The organism is Halomonas sp. KM072 (assembly GCF_050710315.1).
Taxonomy (GTDB): domain Bacteria; phylum Pseudomonadota; class Gammaproteobacteria; order Pseudomonadales; family Halomonadaceae; genus Vreelandella; species Vreelandella hamiltonii.
In genome coordinates, this window is sequence record NZ_CP136132.1 from 3,172,244 (window position 1) to 3,193,199 (window position 20,956).

19 protein-coding genes are annotated in these 20,956 nt (G+C 61.6%); 9 read left to right on the top strand and 10 right to left on the bottom strand.

From position 1 onward, the window contains the following. Positions 1-300 precede the first annotated feature (300 nt). Positions 301-945 carry a ribosome biogenesis GTP-binding protein YihA/YsxC gene (gene yihA, locus RVM26_RS15015; RefSeq protein ID WP_287807043.1) on the top strand — a complete coding sequence of 215 codons (645 nt, stop codon included), beginning with the start codon at positions 301-303 and terminating at the stop codon, positions 943-945. A gap of 10 nt (positions 946-955) precedes the next feature. On the opposite strand, the gene RVM26_RS15020 is transcribed toward yihA, so the two are convergent. From RVM26_RS15020 to RVM26_RS15055, 8 genes are all read right to left on the bottom strand, one after another. After that, a complete protein-coding gene (locus RVM26_RS15020) occupies positions 956-1,693 on the bottom strand; it encodes an HAD family hydrolase (RefSeq protein WP_054644908.1) in 738 nt (245 codons plus the stop codon). Positions 1,694-1,695: 2 nt separating this feature from the next. Next, positions 1,696-2,604 carry a tyrosine recombinase XerC gene (locus RVM26_RS15025; protein ID WP_287807040.1) on the bottom strand — a complete coding sequence of 303 codons (909 nt, stop codon included), beginning with the start codon at positions 2,602-2,604 and terminating at the stop codon, positions 1,696-1,698. Continuing rightward, complete coding sequence (locus RVM26_RS15030) at positions 2,594-3,322, bottom strand: DUF484 family protein (protein ID WP_287807038.1); 729 nt, start codon at positions 3,320-3,322, stop codon at positions 2,594-2,596. The genes RVM26_RS15025 and RVM26_RS15030 overlap by 11 nt, the downstream gene beginning before the upstream one ends. A 16-nt stretch (positions 3,323-3,338) precedes the next feature. Beyond that, the gene (gene dapF / locus RVM26_RS15035; RefSeq protein WP_089675438.1) at positions 3,339-4,172 is read right to left on the bottom strand and encodes a diaminopimelate epimerase; all 834 of its coding nucleotides are present in this window, start codon (positions 4,170-4,172) and stop codon (positions 3,339-3,341) included. Then, positions 4,172-5,443: a diaminopimelate decarboxylase gene (gene lysA / locus RVM26_RS15040; RefSeq protein ID WP_144981446.1), complete on the bottom strand. Its 1,272-nt coding sequence runs from the start codon at positions 5,441-5,443 to the stop codon at positions 4,172-4,174. Before lysA ends, dapF begins: the two co-directional genes overlap by 1 nt. After that, positions 5,443-5,568, bottom strand: a complete 126-nt coding sequence (gene lptM, locus RVM26_RS15045; RefSeq protein ID WP_016915462.1) for an LPS translocon maturation chaperone LptM — start codon at positions 5,566-5,568, stop codon at positions 5,443-5,445. Before lptM ends, lysA begins: the two co-directional genes overlap by 1 nt. Next, the gene (gene argH, locus RVM26_RS15050) at positions 5,568-6,971 is read right to left on the bottom strand and encodes an argininosuccinate lyase (RefSeq protein WP_498939483.1); all 1,404 of its coding nucleotides are present in this window, start codon (positions 6,969-6,971) and stop codon (positions 5,568-5,570) included. Before argH ends, lptM begins: the two co-directional genes overlap by 1 nt. A 119-nt stretch (positions 6,972-7,090) precedes the next feature. Then, positions 7,091-9,535 (bottom strand): sensor domain-containing protein, encoded by a 2,445-nt coding sequence (locus RVM26_RS15055; RefSeq protein WP_498939485.1) that lies wholly within the window; start codon positions 9,533-9,535, stop codon positions 7,091-7,093. 135 nt (positions 9,536-9,670) lie between these two features. On the opposite strand from RVM26_RS15055, the gene hemC reads away from it, so the two are divergent. From hemC to RVM26_RS15075, 4 genes are read left to right on the top strand one after another with little or no spacing between them, the layout of a single operon-like run. Next, positions 9,671-10,615 (top strand): hydroxymethylbilane synthase, encoded by a 945-nt coding sequence (gene hemC / locus RVM26_RS15060; RefSeq protein WP_498939487.1) that lies wholly within the window; start codon positions 9,671-9,673, stop codon positions 10,613-10,615. Further along, positions 10,612-11,364, top strand: a complete 753-nt coding sequence (locus tag RVM26_RS15065; RefSeq protein ID WP_498939489.1) for a uroporphyrinogen-III synthase — start codon at positions 10,612-10,614, stop codon at positions 11,362-11,364. Before hemC ends, RVM26_RS15065 begins: the two co-directional genes overlap by 4 nt. A 43-nt stretch (positions 11,365-11,407) precedes the next feature. Then, complete coding sequence (locus tag RVM26_RS15070) at positions 11,408-12,796, top strand: uroporphyrinogen-III C-methyltransferase (RefSeq protein ID WP_498939491.1); 1,389 nt, start codon at positions 11,408-11,410, stop codon at positions 12,794-12,796. Beyond that, positions 12,793-14,055, top strand: a complete 1,263-nt coding sequence (locus RVM26_RS15075) for a heme biosynthesis HemY N-terminal domain-containing protein (protein WP_498939493.1) — start codon at positions 12,793-12,795, stop codon at positions 14,053-14,055. The genes RVM26_RS15070 and RVM26_RS15075 overlap by 4 nt, the downstream gene beginning before the upstream one ends. A gap of 82 nt (positions 14,056-14,137) precedes the next feature. On the opposite strand, the gene aroQ is transcribed toward RVM26_RS15075, so the two are convergent. Then, the gene (gene aroQ / locus RVM26_RS15080; protein ID WP_227407339.1) at positions 14,138-14,575 is read right to left on the bottom strand and encodes a type II 3-dehydroquinate dehydratase; all 438 of its coding nucleotides are present in this window, start codon (positions 14,573-14,575) and stop codon (positions 14,138-14,140) included. A gap of 126 nt (positions 14,576-14,701) precedes the next feature. Here aroQ and RVM26_RS15085 point away from each other — a divergent pair, with 126 nt between their 5' ends. After that, complete coding sequence (locus RVM26_RS15085; protein ID WP_498939495.1) at positions 14,702-15,571, top strand: DUF72 domain-containing protein; 870 nt, start codon at positions 14,702-14,704, stop codon at positions 15,569-15,571. Positions 15,572-15,724: 153 nt separating this feature from the next. Further along, a complete protein-coding gene (locus tag RVM26_RS15090; RefSeq protein ID WP_039178859.1) occupies positions 15,725-17,068 on the top strand; it encodes a sodium-dependent transporter in 1,344 nt (447 codons plus the stop codon). A gap of 94 nt (positions 17,069-17,162) precedes the next feature. Here RVM26_RS15090 and RVM26_RS15095 read toward each other — a convergent pair whose 3' ends face one another. After that, the gene (locus RVM26_RS15095; protein ID WP_016915471.1) at positions 17,163-17,381 is read right to left on the bottom strand and encodes a PA3496 family putative envelope integrity protein; all 219 of its coding nucleotides are present in this window, start codon (positions 17,379-17,381) and stop codon (positions 17,163-17,165) included. A gap of 311 nt (positions 17,382-17,692) precedes the next feature. Here RVM26_RS15095 and hexR point away from each other — a divergent pair, with 311 nt between their 5' ends. Both hexR and uvrD read left to right on the top strand, forming a co-directional pair. Further along, entirely contained in the window at positions 17,693-18,547 is an 855-nt protein-coding gene (gene hexR / locus RVM26_RS15100) for a transcriptional regulator HexR (protein WP_287807016.1), read from the top strand. 115 nt (positions 18,548-18,662) lie between these two features. Then, on the top strand, positions 18,663-20,861 hold the full coding sequence (gene uvrD / locus RVM26_RS15105; RefSeq protein ID WP_227407341.1) for a DNA helicase II: 2,199 nt from the start codon (positions 18,663-18,665) through the stop codon (positions 20,859-20,861). The last annotated feature ends 95 nt before the right edge of the window (positions 20,862-20,956 follow it).

Genomic DNA, 20,956 nt, shown 5'->3' on the forward strand with positions numbered 1-20,956 from the left:
TTCCACTATGCCGTTTGATTATTGACTGGTACGCACCCTGGGCGCTGCCCAGGCTCTGCACACTACCAGGGTCAGCTCCGCCGAAACGAACAACATGTTGTTGGTCGCTGCTGGCTAGAGCGCGATGGTACACTAGCGCCCCAGGTCGCAGTTATGAACCTCATGCATTATAACGAATCACCCAAGCGGCGGGAATGCAAGTCCATGTCTGCTTTTGGGGTAATTCGTCGCGGTACCTTGGCGATCCCTGCAGGATGGCTCGATGAGCCCTCTTTCATGTCTGTTTTCAGGAACACCTTCATGTCTACCCTTCATGATAGCCCAGTCCCACGACTGAACTACCCTACTGCGCGATTCTTGATCAGCGCCCCCACGCTGGCCCTGTGCCCGGACGACACCGGCGCCGAAGTGGCATTTGCCGGGCGCTCCAATGCGGGCAAGTCCAGCGCCATCAACGCGCTGACCCAGCAGAACGCGCTGGCACGCACCTCGCGCACCCCCGGGCGCACCCAGCTGATCAACTTTTTCAGCGTGATGAACGATGAAAATCGCCGCCTGGTCGACCTGCCCGGCTATGGCTATGCCAAAGTGCCGGAAGCGGTCAAGATCGAGTGGCAGCAGCACCTCTCCGAGTACCTGCGCGGCCGCTTCAGCCTGCGTGGCCTGGTCCTGCTCATGGACGTGCGTCACCCGCTCACCGAATTCGACCAGATGATGCTGGAGTTCGCCGACCAGCGGGGCATGCCGGTGCATATTCTGCTGACCAAAGCCGACAAGCTGAAGCGTGGCCCAGCCAGCGCCGCCCTGCAGAAAGTGCGCTCCCGCTTAAAAGAGTGGGAAGACCTCGTATCGGTACAGCTGTTTTCATCGCTGAAACGCGACGGGGTCGATACCCTTTCCCAAAAACTAGACCAGTGGCTGCACACTCCAGAAGACGCCCGTTAATAGGCGTGGTCTAGGCGCGTTTTTCCAGCCACTCAATCAGCTCCGGTAGCTCTTTGACATGAGCAACACGGTGAACCCGCTCAGGCAGCGTTTGGTCGCCACATTCAGCCACCCAGGCGGCATGCATACCCAGTTGCTGGGCGGGAAGCACATCCTCATTCCAGGAGTCGCCCACGTGCATGGCGCGCTGCGGTACGGTATTCAGTCGCTCCAGCGCGGTGAGAAAAGGCTTGGGGTCAGGCTTGGGAGCCAGCAGCTCTCCAGCGGCAATCGCTACCGGAAAGTGGGCCGCCAATGGCTGGCGCTTAAGGTGAATATTGCCGTTGGTAATCGCTGCTAGCCGATAGCGCTCGGCAAGCGCCGATAGCAGCCCAGCAGCCTCTGGGTGCGGCGTGACCTGCACCCGCAGACGGTGGAACTCATTCATTGCCGCAGCGGCCCATAACAGCGCAGCGCTGCGTGGCAAACCGCTGGTTTCCAATTGGGCCTCCAACGCTCGTAGCCTTAGCCAGGTAAAGTCACCTCGCCGTTCAGGCACTTGGCTTGCCCACTGCTGGCGGCGCTTCAGGTAATCCGCCACGCCCTCATCATACGTTAACGGTAGCGGCGCCTCTTGACGGGCAGCACGCCATGCAGCCAGCGCTTCCAACAGCCAGCGGTAATGGCCTTCTTCGGTTTTCAGCATGACGCCCTGGTTGTCCCATAGGGTGTCGTCCAAATCAAAGGTGATGGCGTCTAACGTGACCATGATTAACTCTCACTGGGGCGGCGTTTGGCGCGTGGGTGGGCAGCATCGTAGCTCTCGGCCAGGTGCTGCCAGTCCAGCCGCGTATAGACTTGGGTAGTCGATAGATTGGCATGCCCCAGCAGCTCCTGTACGGCCCGCAGGTCCTGACTGGACTCCAGCAGATGGCTGGCAAACGAGTGGCGCAGACGGTGGGGGTGAAGATGCTCTGGCAGGCCGCGCAGTACCGACAGCTGGGCCAGTCGCTTTTGGATGCCGCGATGCCCTAGACGTCGCCCACGCAGGCCGACGAACAGTGCCTGCTCTTCACTGGCAGCCAACCCGTCACGGCAGCCCAACCAGGCTTCCAGCGCCTGCCGAGCCCGAACACCCACCGGCACCTGGCGGGGCTTGCTGCCCTTGCCCATGACCCGCACGTGTTGGCCCGCCAAGTGGGCGACATCCAGCGCAGCCAGCTCGGCCAGACGCAACCCGCTGGAGTAAAACAGCTCCAGCATGGCCTGATCCCGCAGCGCCAGCGGCGTGCCATCGTGGGGCGTATCCAGAAAGCGAGCCAGCGCATCGACATCCAGTGGCCGGGGCAAGTGGCTGGGCTGCTTGGGAGTGCGCAGCAGCGCCACGGGGTTGTCCGCCCGTACCTGGCGCTCCACCAGCGCATCGGCAAACCGAGAGAGCGCCGCTCGGCGGCGCGCCAGGCTGCGGGGCGCAAGGCCACGGCTGCGCTCGGCCCCCAGGAAGGCCCGCGCCAGCGCCGTGTCCCAGCCATGGGGCTGAGTGACGCCGCGCTGCAGGGCAAACTGGCAGAACGCGTTCAGATCCTGCCGATACGCAGCCACCGTCGCCGGGCTGGCATGGCTGGCCAGATGGGCCAGATAGCCCTCTATCGCCTGCCCCAGCGGAGAGTCACTCTCCATGGGGTACCGAACCCAACGGCCCCAGGCGCAGCAACAGCCGAGCAACGATATCACCCAGATACTCGGTAAACAGCGTATCCATGCTGGCGCGATAGCAATCGGGGTCGGGGCTGGCGAGCAGCAGATAGCCCAGGGATTCGCCTGCGGAAAGCCGCGTAATCGCACAAGAGCCCGCCTTGCGCGGGGGCTTGGCATGGGGCAGCAGGCACTTCCAGTCGCTGACGCTGAGCTTGGCGCAGCGGCTGGTGCGACCATCCAGCAACGCCGCCAGGCGGGCACCGGCGTGCTGGTCCAGCACATGCCGGGGCGCTTGCGGCGGCGCGGGCTCTGCGTCACTCAAGGAGGCCGGGCACCACAGCGCCATGGCGGGCGTCTGGAAACGCTCGCTCAATTGAGTCGCCAGCGCCTGCGCCAAGGCATCGCGGTCTTCTGCTTCTACCAGGCTGAGCAGCGTTTCGCGCAGGCGGCGGTACTGGGCCTCGTTATGGCGGGCGGTTTCCAGCAGGTGCTCCAGGCGGCCCTCCGCCGTTTCGGCCCGCTGGCGCAGGTCGATGACCAGCCGTTCGAGCAGCGACACCGCTCCCTCGATATGCGGGTGCGGGACTTTCAGCTGTTGCAGCAGCCCCTCACGACCGATGAAAAAATCGGGATGGCGGGCCAGCCAGAACGCTACTTGGTCAGGGTCGAGCGTTTTGCGCGGCTCAGGAGCTTGAGACATCGCCGTTCTCCTCGCATTAGTTGAGTGATACCCGACCATCAAACACCCGGGTAGCAGGGCCCACCATGACGAGTGACGCTTCGGGGTCAGGCCACTCGATACTGAGCTGCCCGCCGGGCAAATGCACTTTCACTGGGCTCTTCAGAAGCCCCTGACGAATCCCACTGGCCACCGCCGCACAGGCACCGGTGCCACAGGCCAGGGTTTCACCGCTGCCACGCTCGAACACCCGCAGACGAATCTCGCTGGGCGAGACCACCTGCATGAAGCCGACGTTGACCCGCTTGGGAAACCGAGGATGCGACTCCAACAGCGGCCCCAAGCGCTCCACCGGGGCGCTATCCACGCTCTCTACCTGGAGGACAGCATGGGGGTTGCCCATGGAGACCACGCCAAGCTGCAGCGTTTCACCGTCTACATCTACCTCATGCAGCGGTTGATCACCCGGCGCTTCAAACGGCAGCGTCGCCGGGTTGAAGCGCGGCCTACCCATATCTACCCGTACCATGCCATCGTGCTGAACATTGAGCACCAGCGGGCCACCGGCGGTTTCCACATGGATTTCATGCTTGTGGGTTAAACGCTGGTCGCGCACAAAGCGGGCAAAGCAGCGCGCGCCGTTGCCACAGTTCTCCACTTCGCTGCCGTCGGCGTTGTAGATACGGTAGCGAAAGTCCATGTCCGGGTCGCGGGGCGGCTCGACGATCAGCAGTTGGTCAAAGCCAATGCCAAAGCGCCGGTCCGCCAGTTGGCGGATCTGCTCGTCCCGCAGGCGCGCCCGCTGAGTGACCAAGTCCACCACCATGAAGTCGTTGCCCAGGCCGTGCATTTTGGTGAAGTGCAGCAGCATCAGCGCGCCCCTTCCGGCAGCAGCGCCTCACCGGCCCACAGGCTTTCCAGCGTTTCCCGAGCGCGCACCACGTGGTACGTGTCGCCATCCACCATCACCTCTGGCGGGCGCGGGCGGCTGTTGTAGTTCGACGCCATCACAAAACCGTAAGCTCCGGCTGAGCGCACTGCCAACAGATCGCCTTCGGCGATAGCAAGCTCACGCTCTTTACCCAGGAAGTCGCCGGTTTCACACACAGGGCCGACCACGTCGTAGGTGGCGTTCTCACGAGGCTGGCGGGTATCCACCGGCACGATGGCCTGCCACGCCTGATACAGCGCCGGGCGAATCAGGTCGTTCATGGCCGCATCGACGATGGCAAAGTTCTTGGTTTCACCAGGCTTCAGGAACTCCACCCGAGTGAGCATCAGGCCCGCGTTGGCCGCAATGGAGCGGCCCGGCTCGAACAGCAGCGTCAGGGTCTCGCCGCCTTCCCAGCGGGAGAGGCGCGCCAGCAGCTGGCTGGCGTAGTCGAAGGGCTGGGGCGGCTTCTCGTCGCGGTAAGGCACGCCCAGGCCACCTCCCAGGTCCAGGTGGTCGATCTCGATACCCTGCTCGCGCAGGCGCTCCATCAGCAGCAGCAGGCGCTCCAGGGCATCCAAGAACGGGGCGGTTTCGGTCAGCTGTGAGCCGATGTGGCAATCCAGACCGGTCACGCGCAAATGGGGCAGGCTGGCAGCCAGTTGATACACGTCCAGCGCATCATCGACGGGAATGCCGAACTTGTTGTCCTTCAAGCCGGTAGAGATGTACGGGTGGGTACCCGCATCGACATCCGGATTGACGCGCAGCGAGACCGGGGCGATTTTCCCCAGCTCACCCGCCACGGCGTTCAGGCGCTCCAGCTCCGGGCGCGACTCGACGTTGAAGCACTTGATCCCGACTTCAAGGGCCCGAGCCATTTCATGGGGCTGCTTGGCCACGCCGGAGAACACCACCTTGGCGGGGTCGCCTCCCGCCTTGAGCACCCGCTCCAGCTCACCCACCGAGACGATATCGAACCCGGCACCCAGACGTGCCAGCAAGCCCAGGACCGCCAGGTTGGAATTGGCTTTCACCGCATAGCAGATCAGGTGCGGATGGCCGCCCAGCGCTTCGGTGTAGGCCCGGAAGTGACGCTCCAGGGTGGCTTTGGAGTAGACGTAACAGGGCGTGCCCAGCTCGGCGGCCAGCGTCGTCAGCGGGACGTCTTCGGCATAGAGCACGCCATCGCGATAGTTAAAGTGATCCATTACCCCTCCTGCTCGGCGGCCGAATCGGATGTATCGTCAGGCAAGTAGAGCGGCCCTTTCTGGCCGCAGCCCACCAGCAGCAGCGCCACCAGCAGCAGCGCGCCCAAGGCACTGGCAACGCGCATCATGAGACACCCTGGAGCGCTTTCAGCGCGTCACGGGCACGGCTGGCGGCGGCACGCACCTGGTCCGGTGCCGTGCCACCAATGTGATTACGCGCCGCCACCGAGCCCTCCAGTGTCAGCACCTCGAAAACGTCCTGCTCGATGATCGCGGAGAACTGCTGCAGCTCTTCCAGCGTCATTTCCGAGAGGTCTTTCTTGCTCTTCAGGCCGTAGGCCACGGAGAGGCCGACGATTTCGTGAGCATCACGGAATGCCACGCCCTTGCGTACCAGATAGTCGGCCAGGTCGGTGGCGGTCGAGAATCCACGCCGCGCAGCCTCGTACATGCTGTCTTTCTTCGGCTCGATGGCGGGCACCATGTCGGCAAAGGCTTTCAGACAGTCGCGCACGGTATCGACGGCATCGAACAGCGGCTCCTTGTCTTCCTGATTATCCTTGTTGTAGGCCAGCGGCTGGGACTTCATCAGCGTCAACAGCGCCATCAGGTGGCCATACACGCGGCCTGTCTTGCCACGTACCAGCTCGGGCACGTCGGGGTTTTTCTTCTGCGGCATGATCGAGGAGCCGGTGCAGAAGCGGTCAGGCAGATCGATGAAATTGAACTGCGCGCTGGTCCACAGCACCAGCTCTTCGCTCATGCGCGAGAGGTGCATCAGCAGGATACTGGCGAAGCTGGTGAATTCGATGGCAAAGTCGCGATCCGACACGGCATCCAGCGAGTTTTCCGATGGGCGCTCGAAGCCCAGCAGCTCGGCGGTCACGTGGCGGTCGATGGGGTACGTGGTGCCCGCCAACGCTGCCGAACCCAGCGGCATCACGTTGACCCGCTTGCGGCAATCCAGCAGGCGCTCGTGATCGCGGGCCAGCATTTCCTGCCAGGCCAGCAGGTGGTGGCCGAAAGTGACCGGCTGTGCCGTCTGCAGGTGGGTGAAGCCAGGCATGATGGTGTCGGCTTCCCGCTCGGCCAGCGTGATCATGCCATCGCGCAGCCGTGTCAGTTCGGCCTCGATCACATCGATTTCATCACGCATGAACAGGCGAATATCGGTGGCCACCTGGTCGTTGCGCGAACGGCCAGTGTGCAGTTTCTTGCCGGTGATGCCGATCTTGTCGGTCAGCCGCGCTTCGATGTTCATGTGCACGTCTTCCAACGGCACCGACCACTGGAACTCGCCGCGCTCGATCTCGCCCTGAATCTCGGTCAGGCCATTGATGATGGCGTCACGCTCGTCCTCGGTGAGTACCCCCACCCGCGCCAGCATGGTGGCGTGGGCAATCGAGCCCTGGATATCCTGGCGCGCCAAGCGCTGGTCGAAATTCACAGACGCGGTGAAGCGTGCGACAAAGGCATCGGTAGGCTCGCTGAAGCGGCCGCCCCAGGACTGATTCGTAGCTTGGCTCATCGGTGATATATCCTGCTGACAAAACTAAAGGAGTCGTTACCGGAAAGTGTACCAGAGTCACCCCGCCGAGCGGCACGCCGTTTTAGCACTCTGCTCAGTGTGCTCGGCAGCCCTCACCTTCACGGCCGTTCGGCAGAGGCATCCATGGAGGCCAAAGGCGTGCGCAGGAAGTCTTTCAGCGCCGTCAGGCTCATCGGGCGCGCGAAGTAGTAGCCCTGAAAATGGTCGCACTGGAGCTGGCGGAGGTAGGCAAACTGCTCAGCCGTTTCCACGCCCTCGATCAGCACTTCCAGGCCAAGCTTGTCGGCCATGGTCACCACCCCCTCGACGATGGCGGCATCGCGAGTATCGTTGGCGACGTCGCGTACGAAGGAGCGATCCACCTTCAGCTTGTTGATAGGCAGGCGTTTGAGGTAGCTGAGGCTGGAGAAACCGGTGCCAAAGTCATCCAGCGCAATGTGCACGCCCAGTTGGCGCAGGGCCTGTAAAGCCTGAATGGTGTGTTCGGCGCTATCCATTAACACACCTTCGGTCAGCTCCAGCTCTAATAGCGCGGGGGGCAAGCCACTACGCGCCAGCACCTGCTTTACGGAGTCTAAAAAGCCTGGGCGCTGAAACTGCATGGGTGATACGTTAATCGCCACGGTTATGGGGGTCGTGCTTTCGGCATTGAGCACCACCGCATCGCGGCAGGCAGTTTCCATCACCCATTCACTGATGGGAATAATCTGCCCGGTATCCTCGGCCAAAGGAATAAACTGCCCTGGCGGGATGTTGCCACGCTCTGGGTGGTACCAACGGATCAGCGCTTCAACCCCAGCGACCCGCCCGCTATGGTGAATTTGCGGCTGGTAATGGAGCTCAAACTGCTCCTGCTCAATGGCCTGCAGCAGGGCATGGCGCAAATTCACCCGCTTGGTGACCTTGCGGTTAAGTTCGTCGGTATACCACTGAAAGGTGTTGCGCCCCCTGCGTTTGGCCTTGTACATGGCAAGGTCGGCCTGCTGAATGAGCTGACGCGGCGTTTGAATAGTGCCATCGTTGGTGGCAATCCCAATACTGGCAGTAATTCTTAGCTCGTTGCTGCGATACCAGTAAGGTGCCGAAACTCGTGTCAGCAGCCGCTCGACCACCTGTAAGACATCGTCTTCGTGGGCTAAATCCGGCAACAGCACGATAAACTCATCGCCGCCAAATCGGGCCACGGTGTCCCAGGGCCGCAGCTCCTCCTCCAGGCGCTTGGCCACCTCCAGGAGCATGAAGTCGCCCACTTCGTGGCCCAGGGTATCGTTGATGGGTTTGAAGTCATCGAGGTCGATGAACAGCACGGCCAGGTAACGGTGGTAGCGTTTGGCCAGCAGGCACCCCTGGGCCAGCCGCTGGTCCAGCAGCAGCCGGTTGGGCAGCCCGGTCAGCGCGTCGTGATTGGCGTTGTGGCTCAACTGGGCCTGATATTCACGCTGAGCGGTAATGTCGTTCTGAGCGCCGATGAAATGAGTCACCACGCCGTCGTCGTCACGCACGGGGGAAATGTACAGATCGTTCCAGAATGGCGCGCCGTTGCGGCGATAGTTGCGGATCACCACGTGCACGTCCCGCTGTGCCTGAATGCCCTTGCGTAACAGCGCCAGCGTTGTCGAGTCCGTCTCTTCGCCCTGCAGGAAGCGACAGTTGCGCCCCAGGGCCGCATCCCTGGAGTAACCGGTGATGCGCTCGAAGGCGGCATTCACGTAAACCATCGGCAGGTCCGGCTGCTGCGCATCGACGATCACCACGCCGTTGGTGCTGGACTCCACGCTGCGCTCCAGCAGGGTCAGTTGACGCTCGGTGGCCTTGCGCTGGGTAATGTCCTGAGTGGACCCCTGCACCTGAATGATCTGCCCCAGCTCATCGCGCACGGCGCGCCCAATCACCCTGACCCAGCGGCGCTGATGGTGCTGGGTGACGATCTCGAGCTCTTCGTCGAAACTCACGCCCTGTTCGCAGCAAGCCGTAAACGCCGCCCGGATGCGCTCCTGGGAACGCGCCTCGTAAAAACCCAAGGCTTCGACCAGGGTCGGCTGATAGCCCACCGGCATGCCGTGGAGGCGACACACCTCTTCTGACCAGATCGGCACCCCAGCGGCAATGTCCATGTACCAACCGCCGATATGGGCCGTTTCCCCAGCAATCCTGAACAGGCGCTGATTGCGCCGCAGCTGCTTCTCTACCGCCTTGCGCTGGGTGATATCTCGCGCAATCACATAGATCACCTGGTCACCGGTAGAGGCGGTCACCTCGATCCATACGCGACGACCATCGGCGGTCAATGCGCAGACCGCAAACGCCTCGATTTTCTCGCCACGGCATAGCCGCGCCAGGGCATCTTCGATGGCCGGGTGGTCTCGGGGCTCCACCACGACACCACAGGGCCTGCCCAGTAGCGCGGCAGCGTCATACCCCAGCAAGGTCTCGAAGCGTGGGTTGACGCTGAGCAGCTTGCCCGCAAAGTCGATGCAGCAGAACAAGTCCTGGGAAAGCAGGAAGAACTGGTCTAGCTTGCCTTGCGGTTCATCGGCTGACATTAGGTTTCCTGGCAGGGTTGGGCGCATCGCGCGCGGGTCTTAAATGGACCGGTTATTTTTACTGTGTGGCCGGGTGCTTTATGATGAGAATTATCACAGTTCGACGCGCCGTGTCAGCGGCAAAGGGAGAATAACGTGTTACCCATCACGAAATTGCGCATTGCCACGCGAAAAAGCCAGTTGGCCATGTGGCAAGCCGAGTATGTTCGCGACCGCCTGATGGCGGCCCACGAAGGCCTGGAGGTCGAGCTTGTTCCGCTGTCCACCAAGGGCGACAAGATCCTCGACACACCGCTTTCCAAGATTGGCGGCAAAGGGCTGTTCGTCAAGGAGCTCGAGGATGCCATGCTGGATGGCCGCGCCGATATCGCCGTGCACTCCATGAAGGACGTGCCGATGCACTTCCCTGAAGGGCTGGGGCTGTCGGTCATTCTGGAAGGTGCCGACCCGACCGACGCTTTCGTTTCGAACCATTACGCCAGCGTCGAAGCGCTGCCGGAAGGCGCTCGCATTGGTACCGCCAGCCTGCGCCGGGGCCTGCAACTCCGGGAAGCGCGCCCCGACCTGCAGATTCTCAACCTGCGCGGTAACGTGCAGACCCGGCTGGCCAAGCTGGACGACGGCGAGTTCGAGGCCATCATCCTGGCGACCTCAGGTTTGCAGCGCCTGGGGCTGGACGCCCGAATCGCCCAAGCGCTGCCGCCGGAAGTATGCTTGCCCGCCTGCGGCCAGGGCGCACTAGGCATCGAATGTCGCTTGCACGACCCCGAATTGATTGCGCTACTGGCCCCCTTGGACGATCAGGATACCGCCACCCGCGTGCGCGCCGAGCGCGCCCTGAACACGCGCCTGGAGGGTGGCTGCCAAGTGCCGATTGCCGGGCACGCCGTACTGGATAAAGCCAACGATACCCTGTGGCTGCGCGGGCTAGTGGGCAACCCAGAGGGCACCGAGGTACTGCGTGCCGAGGGCCGTGGCTCTATCCATGAGCCGGAAGCGCTCGGCATTCGTATTGCCGAAGAGCTGCTGGATCAAGGCGCCGGCGATATCTTGGCAGAGGTTTACGGCCGCAACGTATGAGCCAGCCGGTACTGATTTGCCGCCCAGGGGAGCGGGGCGAAACGCTGGCTGATGCCCTGCGGGCAAGCAAAGGCTGGGTGGAGTCGCTTGACGTGATGCATCTGGAAGCGCTGCCTGAAGATGCTACGCAGCGCCAAGTCTGGTTGGATATTGATCAGTACCATAAGATAGTAGTCGTCAGCCCCTTTGCCGCTTACTGTTTAAGCGAGGCGCTGGATCGCTACTGGCCACAGCGACCTATCGGTATTGATTACTATAGCGTTGGACGGGGCACTGCCAGCATACTGTTCGATCAGCTTGGGGTTCGGGTACGTATTCCTCCGCCCCAGCAGGGTGAAGACACCAGCGAAGCGCTGCTTTCGCTAGCGTCGCTTCGCCACCTAGCACATCAACGAGTGCTGTTGGTGGCAGGAGAAGGCGGCCGCACGCTGATCGCCGATACTCTAGCGGCACGCGGGGCCACTATTACCCGGCTGGCGGTCTATCGGCGGGTTTATCAGCCGCCTTCGCCAGCGATGCAAAAGCGCCTCGCCACAGGTGCCTACCGGGCGCTCATTGTCACCAGCGGCGAACTGCTTGAATATCTGGCAAAATGGTGTGGTCCAGCAGCGTTGAACCAACCGCTAATCGTTTCCAGTCACCGTTTAGCTACACTGGCCGGTAGACTGGGTTTTTGTGACCTCAAGGTGGCGTCGGGAGCAACGCCGGCTGCGCTGGTGGCCGCGTTGGATCGGTCCTGTAACCCCTAGGGTGCCGATGTCGATCAAGGAACTTAATAAGGGCTAGCGACAGATGAGCAAACAACCAACTGATCAGGAAGGCGTCAACCACGCGTCTACCGATGCATCCAAGGGCGGCACTCCTGCTGGTGACGCCTCAGCGACCGCGCCCCAAGACACGGGCCCCAACGGCTCTTCGTCTTATGCCGCCAAGAACAGCCGTTCACGGCGTCGGCATAAAAACACCAGCAACACGACAGCGGCCCCTGCGGCAAGCGCTGCGGTCGACCCCGCCAAAGAGAACGTTGCCGGCACCAAACCCACCACCAAGCCGGCAGATGAGAAGCCTGCCAAGCATAGCGGGCCTGCTCCAGCAGGCGGCGGCGCGAAGCCCACGCCGCCGCCCACCGTCAACGGTGGCGGAAACGGCAAAGGTGGCGGCGTAGCCATTGCCCTGGTGATTATCCTGGCACTCGCCCTGGGCCTGATCACTTGGCAAGGCTGGCAGCGCCTGGATAGTCAGCAGCAGCGCCTGGACGAATTGGCCCAGCAAGCGCAAAACAGCGCTTCCCAGCAAGCGGTCAGCGAGCTTGAGTCACGGATCGAAGAGGGCGAAGCCGAACGCAGTCAGGTGCTGGACAGCACCATGAACGAACTGCGCAGCGAGCTGGACAGCTATCGCAGCGACGTCAACAGCACGCTGGATGAGGTGCTGGCCCAACTGTCACAAGAGCAGGAAACCGACGAGCGCGACTGGCTACACGCCGAAGCCGCCTACCTGCTGCGCCTGGCGAATCAACGTCTGCAGCTCGAAGGCGATGTGGAAGGTGCCGCCGCTCTGCTGCGCACCGCCGATGCCCGTCTGGCCGATGCCGATAACCCGGCGCTAACGCCCGTGCGTCGTGAAATTGCCAACGAGCTCGCCGCGCTGGACGCCGTTCCTCAAGTGGACCGCACAGGCATTTACTTAGCTCTGAATGCCCAGCAAGAGCGCGTAGCGGGTCTGCGCCTATCTCAAGAGATCGAAGAGCGCGCCGTGACGTCGAGCATTGAGCAGCCGCCTACCGGCACTTTCCAGCGCCAGCTCGCCCGCTTCGGTGAAGAGCTAAAAGATCTCGTGGTGATTCGTCAGCACGATGAAGCACTGGAAACGTTGATCACGCCGGAGCAGGAGTCCTACCTGCGCCAGAGCCTGCGCCTGATTCTCGAGCAGTCTCAGCTAGCGCTGCTCAAAGAGGAGCCCGAGCTGTACGAAGCGAGCATCGACAAAGCCCTGGAGCTGCTGAACGGCTACTACGACACCGAGCGTGAAGAGACCCAGAGCGTCATAGCCCGCCTTCAAGAGCTGAAGCAGGCCGAAGTAAAGCCCGAGCTGCCGGATATCAGCGCCTCACAGCAAGCGCTGGCCAGCTTCATCGACAACCGTTTCGAGTCGCGTCGTCAGGATGGAGGTGATGCATGAGAAAACTCATCCTGCTGATCATCGCGGGCCTCGCGGTTGGCGCGCTCTTTGGGCACCTGATGATGTCAGTGCCCGGTTACTGGCTGATTCGAGTGGGCGACACCTCGGTTCAAACCTCGTTCTGGTTTGGTCTGGTGCTGCTACTGGGTGCCTTTATTGTGCTGCACTTCGCGCTACGCCTGCTTACCGGCATTATTCGCCCGGTTGGTCGCTTCCGTACCTGGAACAGCCGCGCCCGTAACCGTCGCGCCATGAAACGCACCGTGCGTGGTTTGGTGGCACTCACCGAAGGCCGCTGGAAAAAAGCCGAGAAAACCTTGGTGCGCGCCGCCGACGACTCCAGCACACCACTCGTTAACTACCTATCGGCCGCGCTGGCAGCCCACTATCAGGGCGACCACGAGAAGTCCCAGGAGCATCTGAACCAGGCCCAGCTGACCACCGACGGCGCGGATACCGCCGTTGGCCTGATGCAGGCCCAGCTGATGATCGACCGCCAACAGCCCGAAGAAGCGCTGGCGATCCTCAACCGACTGGACAAGCAGCTATCCAACCACCCTCAGGTGCTGAAACTGCTCAAGCAGGTGCATTTGAGCGTCAACGACTGGGAAGGGCTGCGTCGCCTCATTCCACGCCTGGCCGCGCAGAAGCTGATTACCCAGCAAGAGCGCGAGCAGCTGGAGTTCAAGGCCTACCGGGAGCTGATTCTGTTCGAAGCCAAGAACCCGTCCAATATCGAGCGTGTTCGCGGGCTATGGGCCGACATGCCCGACTATCTGCGGGCCAACACCGAGCTGATCGTGCTCTACACCGAAGCCCTGCTGCAATCCAACGAAGAACCGATTGCCGAGCGGCTGCTCAATCACTCCCTGGATCATCACTGGGATGCGCGCCTGGTCAAGCGCTATGGCCTGCTGAACGTCGACGCCGCGCGCCAGCTGGCCAAGGCGCAGAAATGGCTGCAAGAGCGCCCCAACGACCCGGAACTGCTGCTGGCCTGTGGCCGCCTGTCACTGCGGGTTGGCCAGTGGGAAAAGGCGCTTGAGTATTTCGAGGCCAGCCAGCGCCAGCGCCCGAACGGTGAGGTCTGTGCCGAGCTTGCACGCCTGTACGCCAGCCTGGGCGAGCACAACAAGAGCCAGCTCTACTACCGGCACAGCGTGGACATGCTGGCCAAGTCGCTGCCTTCACTGCCACAGCCCAGCGATGCCCATGACAGCAAGCAAGGTGGCCAGAAAGCAACGCCGCGCAAGGCATGACCCTCGCAAGGCAGGTCGCTTGAACGCAACAGGGTGCCCCGAGGGGCACCCTGTTGCGTTTCAGGCGTAGCAAACAGATCGTTCACACGGCGATGATGGCGTCCAGCGCTGCCCGGTAGCCCTGTATGCCCAGCCCGGCGATCACCCCATCGGCACGCAGCGAGACATACGAGTGGTGGCGGAAGGCCTCTCGCTTGTGGACATTGGAAAGATGTACTTCGATGACCTTTCCGTCGAATGCGTTCAAGGCATCCAGAATGGCTACCGAGGTGTGCGTATAGGCGGCGGGGTTGATGATGATGGCCTGCGTACCATCCAGTCGAGCAGCATGAATGGCATCGATCAATTCGCCTTCGTGGTTGCTTTGCAGGCAGTGGATATCCCACCCCGCCATGACGGCCCGCTCGCGCAGCAGATTATTGACATCCTCCAGGGTGTCGTAGCCATAGATCTCAGGCTGCCGGCTCCCCAGCAGGTTCAGGTTTGGCCCGTGCAACACGACCACTTTGCCTTGCCCCATGACGCTCTCCGGTGATGATTTTCGCCAGCATGCCAAGCTTTGCGGTCGTGCGCCAGCCATTCGCCGGTTACACGGCATAGCGGTTACACTGATGTTTTGATGGCATGACGAAGGCCCCCTGTTGACATGATCGGCGCAACCCCCGCCCTCCCCCTCTATCTTGGCCTGCCCATGTGGGCCAATCAGGATTGGCAAGGCAGCCTCTATCCTCGCCAGGCCAAAACCGAGCTGCTCAGCGACTATGCGGCGGTGTTTTCCAGCGTGGAGGGCAACACGACGTTTTACAGTGGCACGCCCAAATCGGATATCATCGCCGCCTGGGCGCGCCAGGCGCCGCCGCATTTTCGCTTCTGCTTCAAGCTGCCAGGCCACATTACCCACGACCAGCGCCTGACCCGACCTGGGGATGCCTGGGCGTTTCTGGACGCGCTGACGCCCCTGCACGACCGGCTAGGCCCTACCATGGTGCAGCTACCCAGAGACTTTGGCCCTGCCGAACTCCCCAAACTGGAAGCCCTGCTCGCCCAGTGGCCAGCGCACCTGCCCTGTGCGGTAGAGGTTCGCCACCCTGTTTTTTTCCACAAAGGTGAGGCAGAGAGGGCCTTGAACCGCCTGTTGATAACTTATTCGGCCAACCGAGTCATGCTGGATGTGCGCCCGGTCTTCTCTACGCCGCATGAAGGACACGCTGGGCTGGCCCACGCCCAGCAGGAGAAGCCGAAACTCCCGCTACACGTGCTTTCCACTGGTCAACAACCCATCATTCGCTTCATTGGACATATTGACAAAGCGATCAACACACGCTACTTCGCCCCTTGGATAGAACAGCTCAGCCTGTGGATAAAACAGGGGAAAACCCCTTTTTTATTTGTGCATACCGCAGACAACCGTGAGTCACCCCAGATGGCTCGCCACCTCTATCGCCTGGTGCAGGCCAAGGCCGCTTTGGCGGACCTAGCACCTTTCGCCGATGAAAAGCAGAGCCAGCTGTTTTAGGCCGCCTTTTTAGGCTGGCTCACTGGCAAGCCTACCCTTGATCGGATAAATTGCGCGTTCTTTCGGAAAAGCACGCTGGCAATCTCTTTTTTCCGAACATCGGCGCAATCTGCCGATATCGACCCATTACAATCGAACTGAAACAGGTGATTTATGGCAAAACTTGCGCATGCACAGTGGTCATCTCGCATGGGCTTTGTGCTGGCCGCGGCGGGCTCCGCCGTTGGCCTGGGCAATATCTGGCGTTTCTCGTACATGGTGGGCGACAGCGGTGGCGCCGCCTTCGTTCTGGTCTATTTGGCCTGTGTAGCACTGGTCGGCCTGCCCATTCTGGTCGCCGAGTGGATGATTGGCCGTCGCGGCCAGAAGAACCCCATCAACACCATGGCCGAACTGGCCGCCAACCACGGCCGCTCGAAAGCGTGGGCGCTGGTGGGTGTCAGCGGTGTCTTGGCTGCCTTTCTGATTCTCTCGTTCTACAGCGTCATCGGCGGCTGGTCGCTGAACTATACGCTGGGCTCGGTGCTCGGTAGCTTCAACGGTCTGGATGCCGACAGCATTGGCGACATCTTCAGCGGCATGCTGGGCAGCCCCTCGGCCCTTCTGCTGTGGCATACGGCGTTCATGGTATTGGTCGTCGGTATCGTGGCACGCGGGGTCACCAAAGGCCTGGAAAGCGCAGCGCGCACCATGATGCCTGCTCTGGTGGTGTTGATGCTGGTGCTGGTGGGATACGGCATGGCCAGCGGCTACTTTGGTGAAGCCCTGAGCTTCATGTTCAGCCCTGACTGGGATGCTCTCGATGGCGGTGTCGTACTGGCGGCCATGGGCCAGGCATTCTTCACGCTGTCGCTGGGCATGGGGATCATGATGGCCTACGGGTCGTATCTGGGCGAAGACGTCAATCTGATCAGCACCGCACGGACGGTCATCCTGCTGGATACCGCCATCGCCCTGCTGGCGGGCCTGGCCATCTTCCCCATCGTCTTTGCCAACGGCCTGAGTGCCGGCGAAGGCCCCGGCCTGATCTTTGTCACCCTGCCCCTGGCGTTTGGCAACATGACCGGCGGCACCATTCTGGGCCTGATGTTCTTCCTGCTGCTGACCTTTGCCGCCCTGACGTCGGCCATTTCACTGCTGGAACCGGTGGTGGAAACTCTCGAAGAGCGCACGTCGATGTCACGTATCGTGGCCACACTGGTCAGCGGCGTGGCGGTATGGGCACTGGGTGTCGCGGCGCTGCTGTCGTTCAACGTATGGGCAGACGTGCTGTTCTTTGGGCTGAACATCTTCGACCTGCTGGATACCTTCACCAGCAAGATCCTGCTGCCATTGACCGGCCTGGGTGCGATCGTGTTCTTCGCCTTCTGCCTGGATAAAGAAGAAGCGCGCAAGGAGCTGAGGCTGGATGTCTACGACTACAGCCTGTGGAACCTGCTGGCCAAATACGTCGCCCCCATCGGGGTCACGGTGGTTTTTCTGGCAGGCCTGTTCTAACTCGCCGCTGGGTCGGCAAGCTTACCCAATAGAGAAGGCGTTACCGTGGCGTAACGCTTTCTCGCCTTCCTTCACCAGCCTCTTCTTCGGCTGACTAGTGCAGTTCGCTCTCTTGCGGGTCGTCATCGTCTGGCAAGGGAGCGATGTCCCGTGACAGCTTCTGGAATTCACGGTGCAGCTCGATGCCCCGACGCGCTCTCAGGCTGCGTTGGGCGGCGCTGCGCCGACGTTGGGCATGCTCATCGACCTCCATACTCATGAATATGTCGAGCAATTCGCTTTTTACCGAGGTCATTCGTTCGACGTTTCTCATAATCGACGCTCCTCCAGGTGAGTTGCCTACGTCCACCTGCATCCGTGACGACTGATTTTTAAATGATGCAGTGCGGCACGTCACTTCTTACTATAACCTACTTGACAAAATGATGACGAATTCTGCTCAAATGTCTTAACGGCATTTAAACGCCTTTAGGTTAGGCTTGGCTCACTCATTGGCATGCCATCTTAAATCGCCTGCCGCAGCGCTGAGTCAAACGATGAAGCGCCATTAAAAAACGAACGTTTTAAACAGATTTATTTTGTCGTACTGTAATCCTTTGTTTTTGAGCACCCAAGGAGCTGAACGTGAGCCGCGCCCTGTTCGATGAAATGAGACGCCGCATGGAGCATTTCCGTCGCTCCGAACAAAAGGTCGCGCGGTTCGTGCTGCGCAACCCCGATGAAGTGATCCATATGCGGATCGTGGACCTTGCCACCGAGGCAAAGGTGAGTGAACCCACCGTGGTGCGCTTCTGCCGTGCCCTTGGCTGCAACGGTTTCCAGGACTTCAAGCTGCAGCTAGCCCAGATGCTGGCCAGCGGAAGTCAGTTCGCGCAGTTCTCGATGAACGACAGCGACTCGGTGGCCGAATTCTCCCACAGCATTTTCGACTCCACCGTGGGCACGCTGCTGTCGGTGCGCGACCGGCTCGATAACGAAGCGCTGGGCAAGGCCGTCAATGCACTGGCCATGGCCAATCGCGTCGAGTTCTACGGCTTTGGCGCCTCCGGCGCGGTGGCCTTCGATGCCCAACACAAGTTTTTCCGCCTGCAGATATCGACCTCCGCCTACGCCGACCCGCACATGCAGAACATGTCGGCGGTGACCCTGCAGGAGGGCGACGTGGTGGTCGCCATCTCGCAGACAGGCCGAACCCGGGCGCTGGTGGCCAGCGTTCGCCTGGCCCGCGAAGCAGGCGCCACCGTGATCGGCCTGTGTCCCAGCGAATCACCGCTGGCCCAGGAGGTGAGCCTGCCGCTGTTCATCGACGTGCACGAAGACACCGAGATTTACACCCCGCTCAGCTCGCGTATTGCCCACCTGGTGCTGATCGACGTGCTGGCGGTGGGCGTGGCCAAGACCCGGGGCCCCAAACTGGCCGAACAGTTGAAAGCGGTGAAGAAGAGCCTGACCACGCTGCGTTACCCGGAAGAGTCCTGAGCAACGGTTCTGATAAAGAGTCCTGAGCCAACGTCCTGAAGACACGCTGTATGCACAGCCAGTGTGCTGGCTGTGCTAGACTGGTCGCCCCTTTTTTGAACCGGCAGCGGCTTATATGGACGACGTCACGGCGATACTCGATCATCTCAACCCGGCCCAGCGGGAAGCCGTCAGTGCGCCCCAGGGCAACCTTCTGGTACTGGCCGGCGCCGGTTCCGGCAAAACGCGTGTGCTGGTACACCGCATTGCCTGGCTGATGCAGGCCGAAGGGCTTTCCCCTTATGCGCTGCTGGCCGTCACGTTTACCAACAAGGCCGCCCGAGAGATGCGCACGCGTCTGGAAGCCTTGCTGGGCATCTCCATGCGCCATGTCTGGGTGGGTACCTTTCACTCGATCTCGCACCGGCTGCTGCGCACCCATTGGCAGGATGCTCGACTGCCCCAGCACTTTCAGATCATCGACTCCGATGACCAGCTGCGGCTGATCAAGCGGCTGCTGAAAGACTACTCGATTGACGATGAGCGTTTCCCGCCACGCCAGGTGCAGGGGTTCATTTCTGGTTGCAAGGAAGAGGGCCTGCGACCCCATCAAGTGAACGTCAATGGCGATGCGTACCTCGCCCAGATGGTCGAGCTCTACGAGCGCTACCAGTTCACCTGCGAGCGAGGCGGGCTGGTGGATTTCGGTGAGCTGCTGCTGCGCAGCCTGGAGCTGTTGCGCGACAACCCGCCGCTGCTGAACCACTATCGCGAGCGCTTTGGCCATGTGCTGGTGGACGAGTTTCAGGATACCAACACCCTTCAGTACGCCTGGCTCAAACTGCTCACCGGCCAGCAGACCCCGATGACCGCCGTGGGCGATGACGACCAGTCCATTTACGGCTGGCGGGGCGCCAAGGTCGAGAACATTCGCCGCTTCGAAGAAGAGTTTCCCAACACCCATACCGTGCGCCTGGAGCAGAACTATCGCTCTACCAGCGCGATTCTGGAAGCGGCCAATACGCTGATCAGCCACAACAGCGAGCGCCTCGGCAAGAACCTCTGGACCGATGGCGCCGAAGGCGAGCCTATCTCGGTATATGCGGGGTTCAACGACCTCGAGGAAGCCCGCTATATCGTCGATACCATCAAGGAGAAGGTCAACGAAGGCTTCAACCGCCGGGACGTGGCCATCCTCTACCGCTCCAACGCCCAGTCGCGCCTGCTGGAAGAGACGCTGATTCGCCAAGGCATGCCCTATCGTATCTACGGCGGCCACCGCTTTTATGAGCGGCTGGAAATCAAGAACGCCCTGGCCTACCTGCGCTTGCTGCTCAACCGTGATGACGATGCCTCCCTGGAGCGCGTCATCAACGTGCCCACCCGTGGCATTGGCACGCGCACCGTGGAAATCGTCCGCCATCACGCCCGTGAGCAGAGCGTGTCGCTGTGGCAGGCGCTGCACGACACCCTTCAGGATGGCACCTTGAGAGGCCGCGCAGGCAACGCCGTGCAGGCCTTTACCAACTTGATCGAACAGCTGGACAACGACACGTCCGGGCTGCCGCTCCACGAGATCATCGACCACGTCACGGCGCGCACCGGGCTGATCGAACACCATCAAAGCGAGCGCGGTGAAAAAGGCCAGGCGCGGGTCGAGAACCTGGAAGAGCTGGTCAACGCGGCCCGGGCCTTTACCCATGGCGATGCCTTCGAGACCCCAGAAGCCGGAGAAGGCATGGCCGCGCTGGAAGCCTTCCTTTCGGAAGCCGCCCTCAACGCAGGCGACCATGAAGCCGAGGAGTTCGAAGACAGCGTGCAGCTGATGACCCTGCACTCGGCCAAGGGGCTGGAGTTCCCGGTGGTGTTCATTGCCGGGGTGGAAGAGGGGCTGTTTCCCCACAAGATGTCCGTGGAGGAGCCAGGCCGCCTGGAGGAGGAGCGCCGCCTGTGCTACGTGGGCGTGACGCGCGCCATGCAGAAGCTCTACCTGACCCACGCCGAGACTCGCCGACTGCACGGCAAAGAGGTGTTCCCACGCCCGTCCCGGTTTCTTCGTGAGCTACCGCCTCATCTGCTGGAAGAAGTGCGTCTGCGCGGCCATGTCTCGCGCCCCGTGACCGCGTCACGGCCCAGCTTTGCCCAATCCAGCATCGAAAGCGACGGCGACCTGCCCGCCCTGCATGTCGGCCAGCGGGTGGGCCACCCGGTGTTCGGCGAAGGCATCATTCTGAACGCCGAAGGCGAAGGCGCTCGGGCGCGGGTTCAGGTGAGCTTTGACGGCGAAGGCGTGAAGTGGCTGGTACTCGGATTTGCCAAGCTCACTCCCATGTAACCCGTTGACCCGCCAGCAGGACTGGGTACTTGCCCAATAAAACCTGCTTGGCGCATACTGGCAGGCGGACACTGCGCTCACTGCGCTTATAAAAA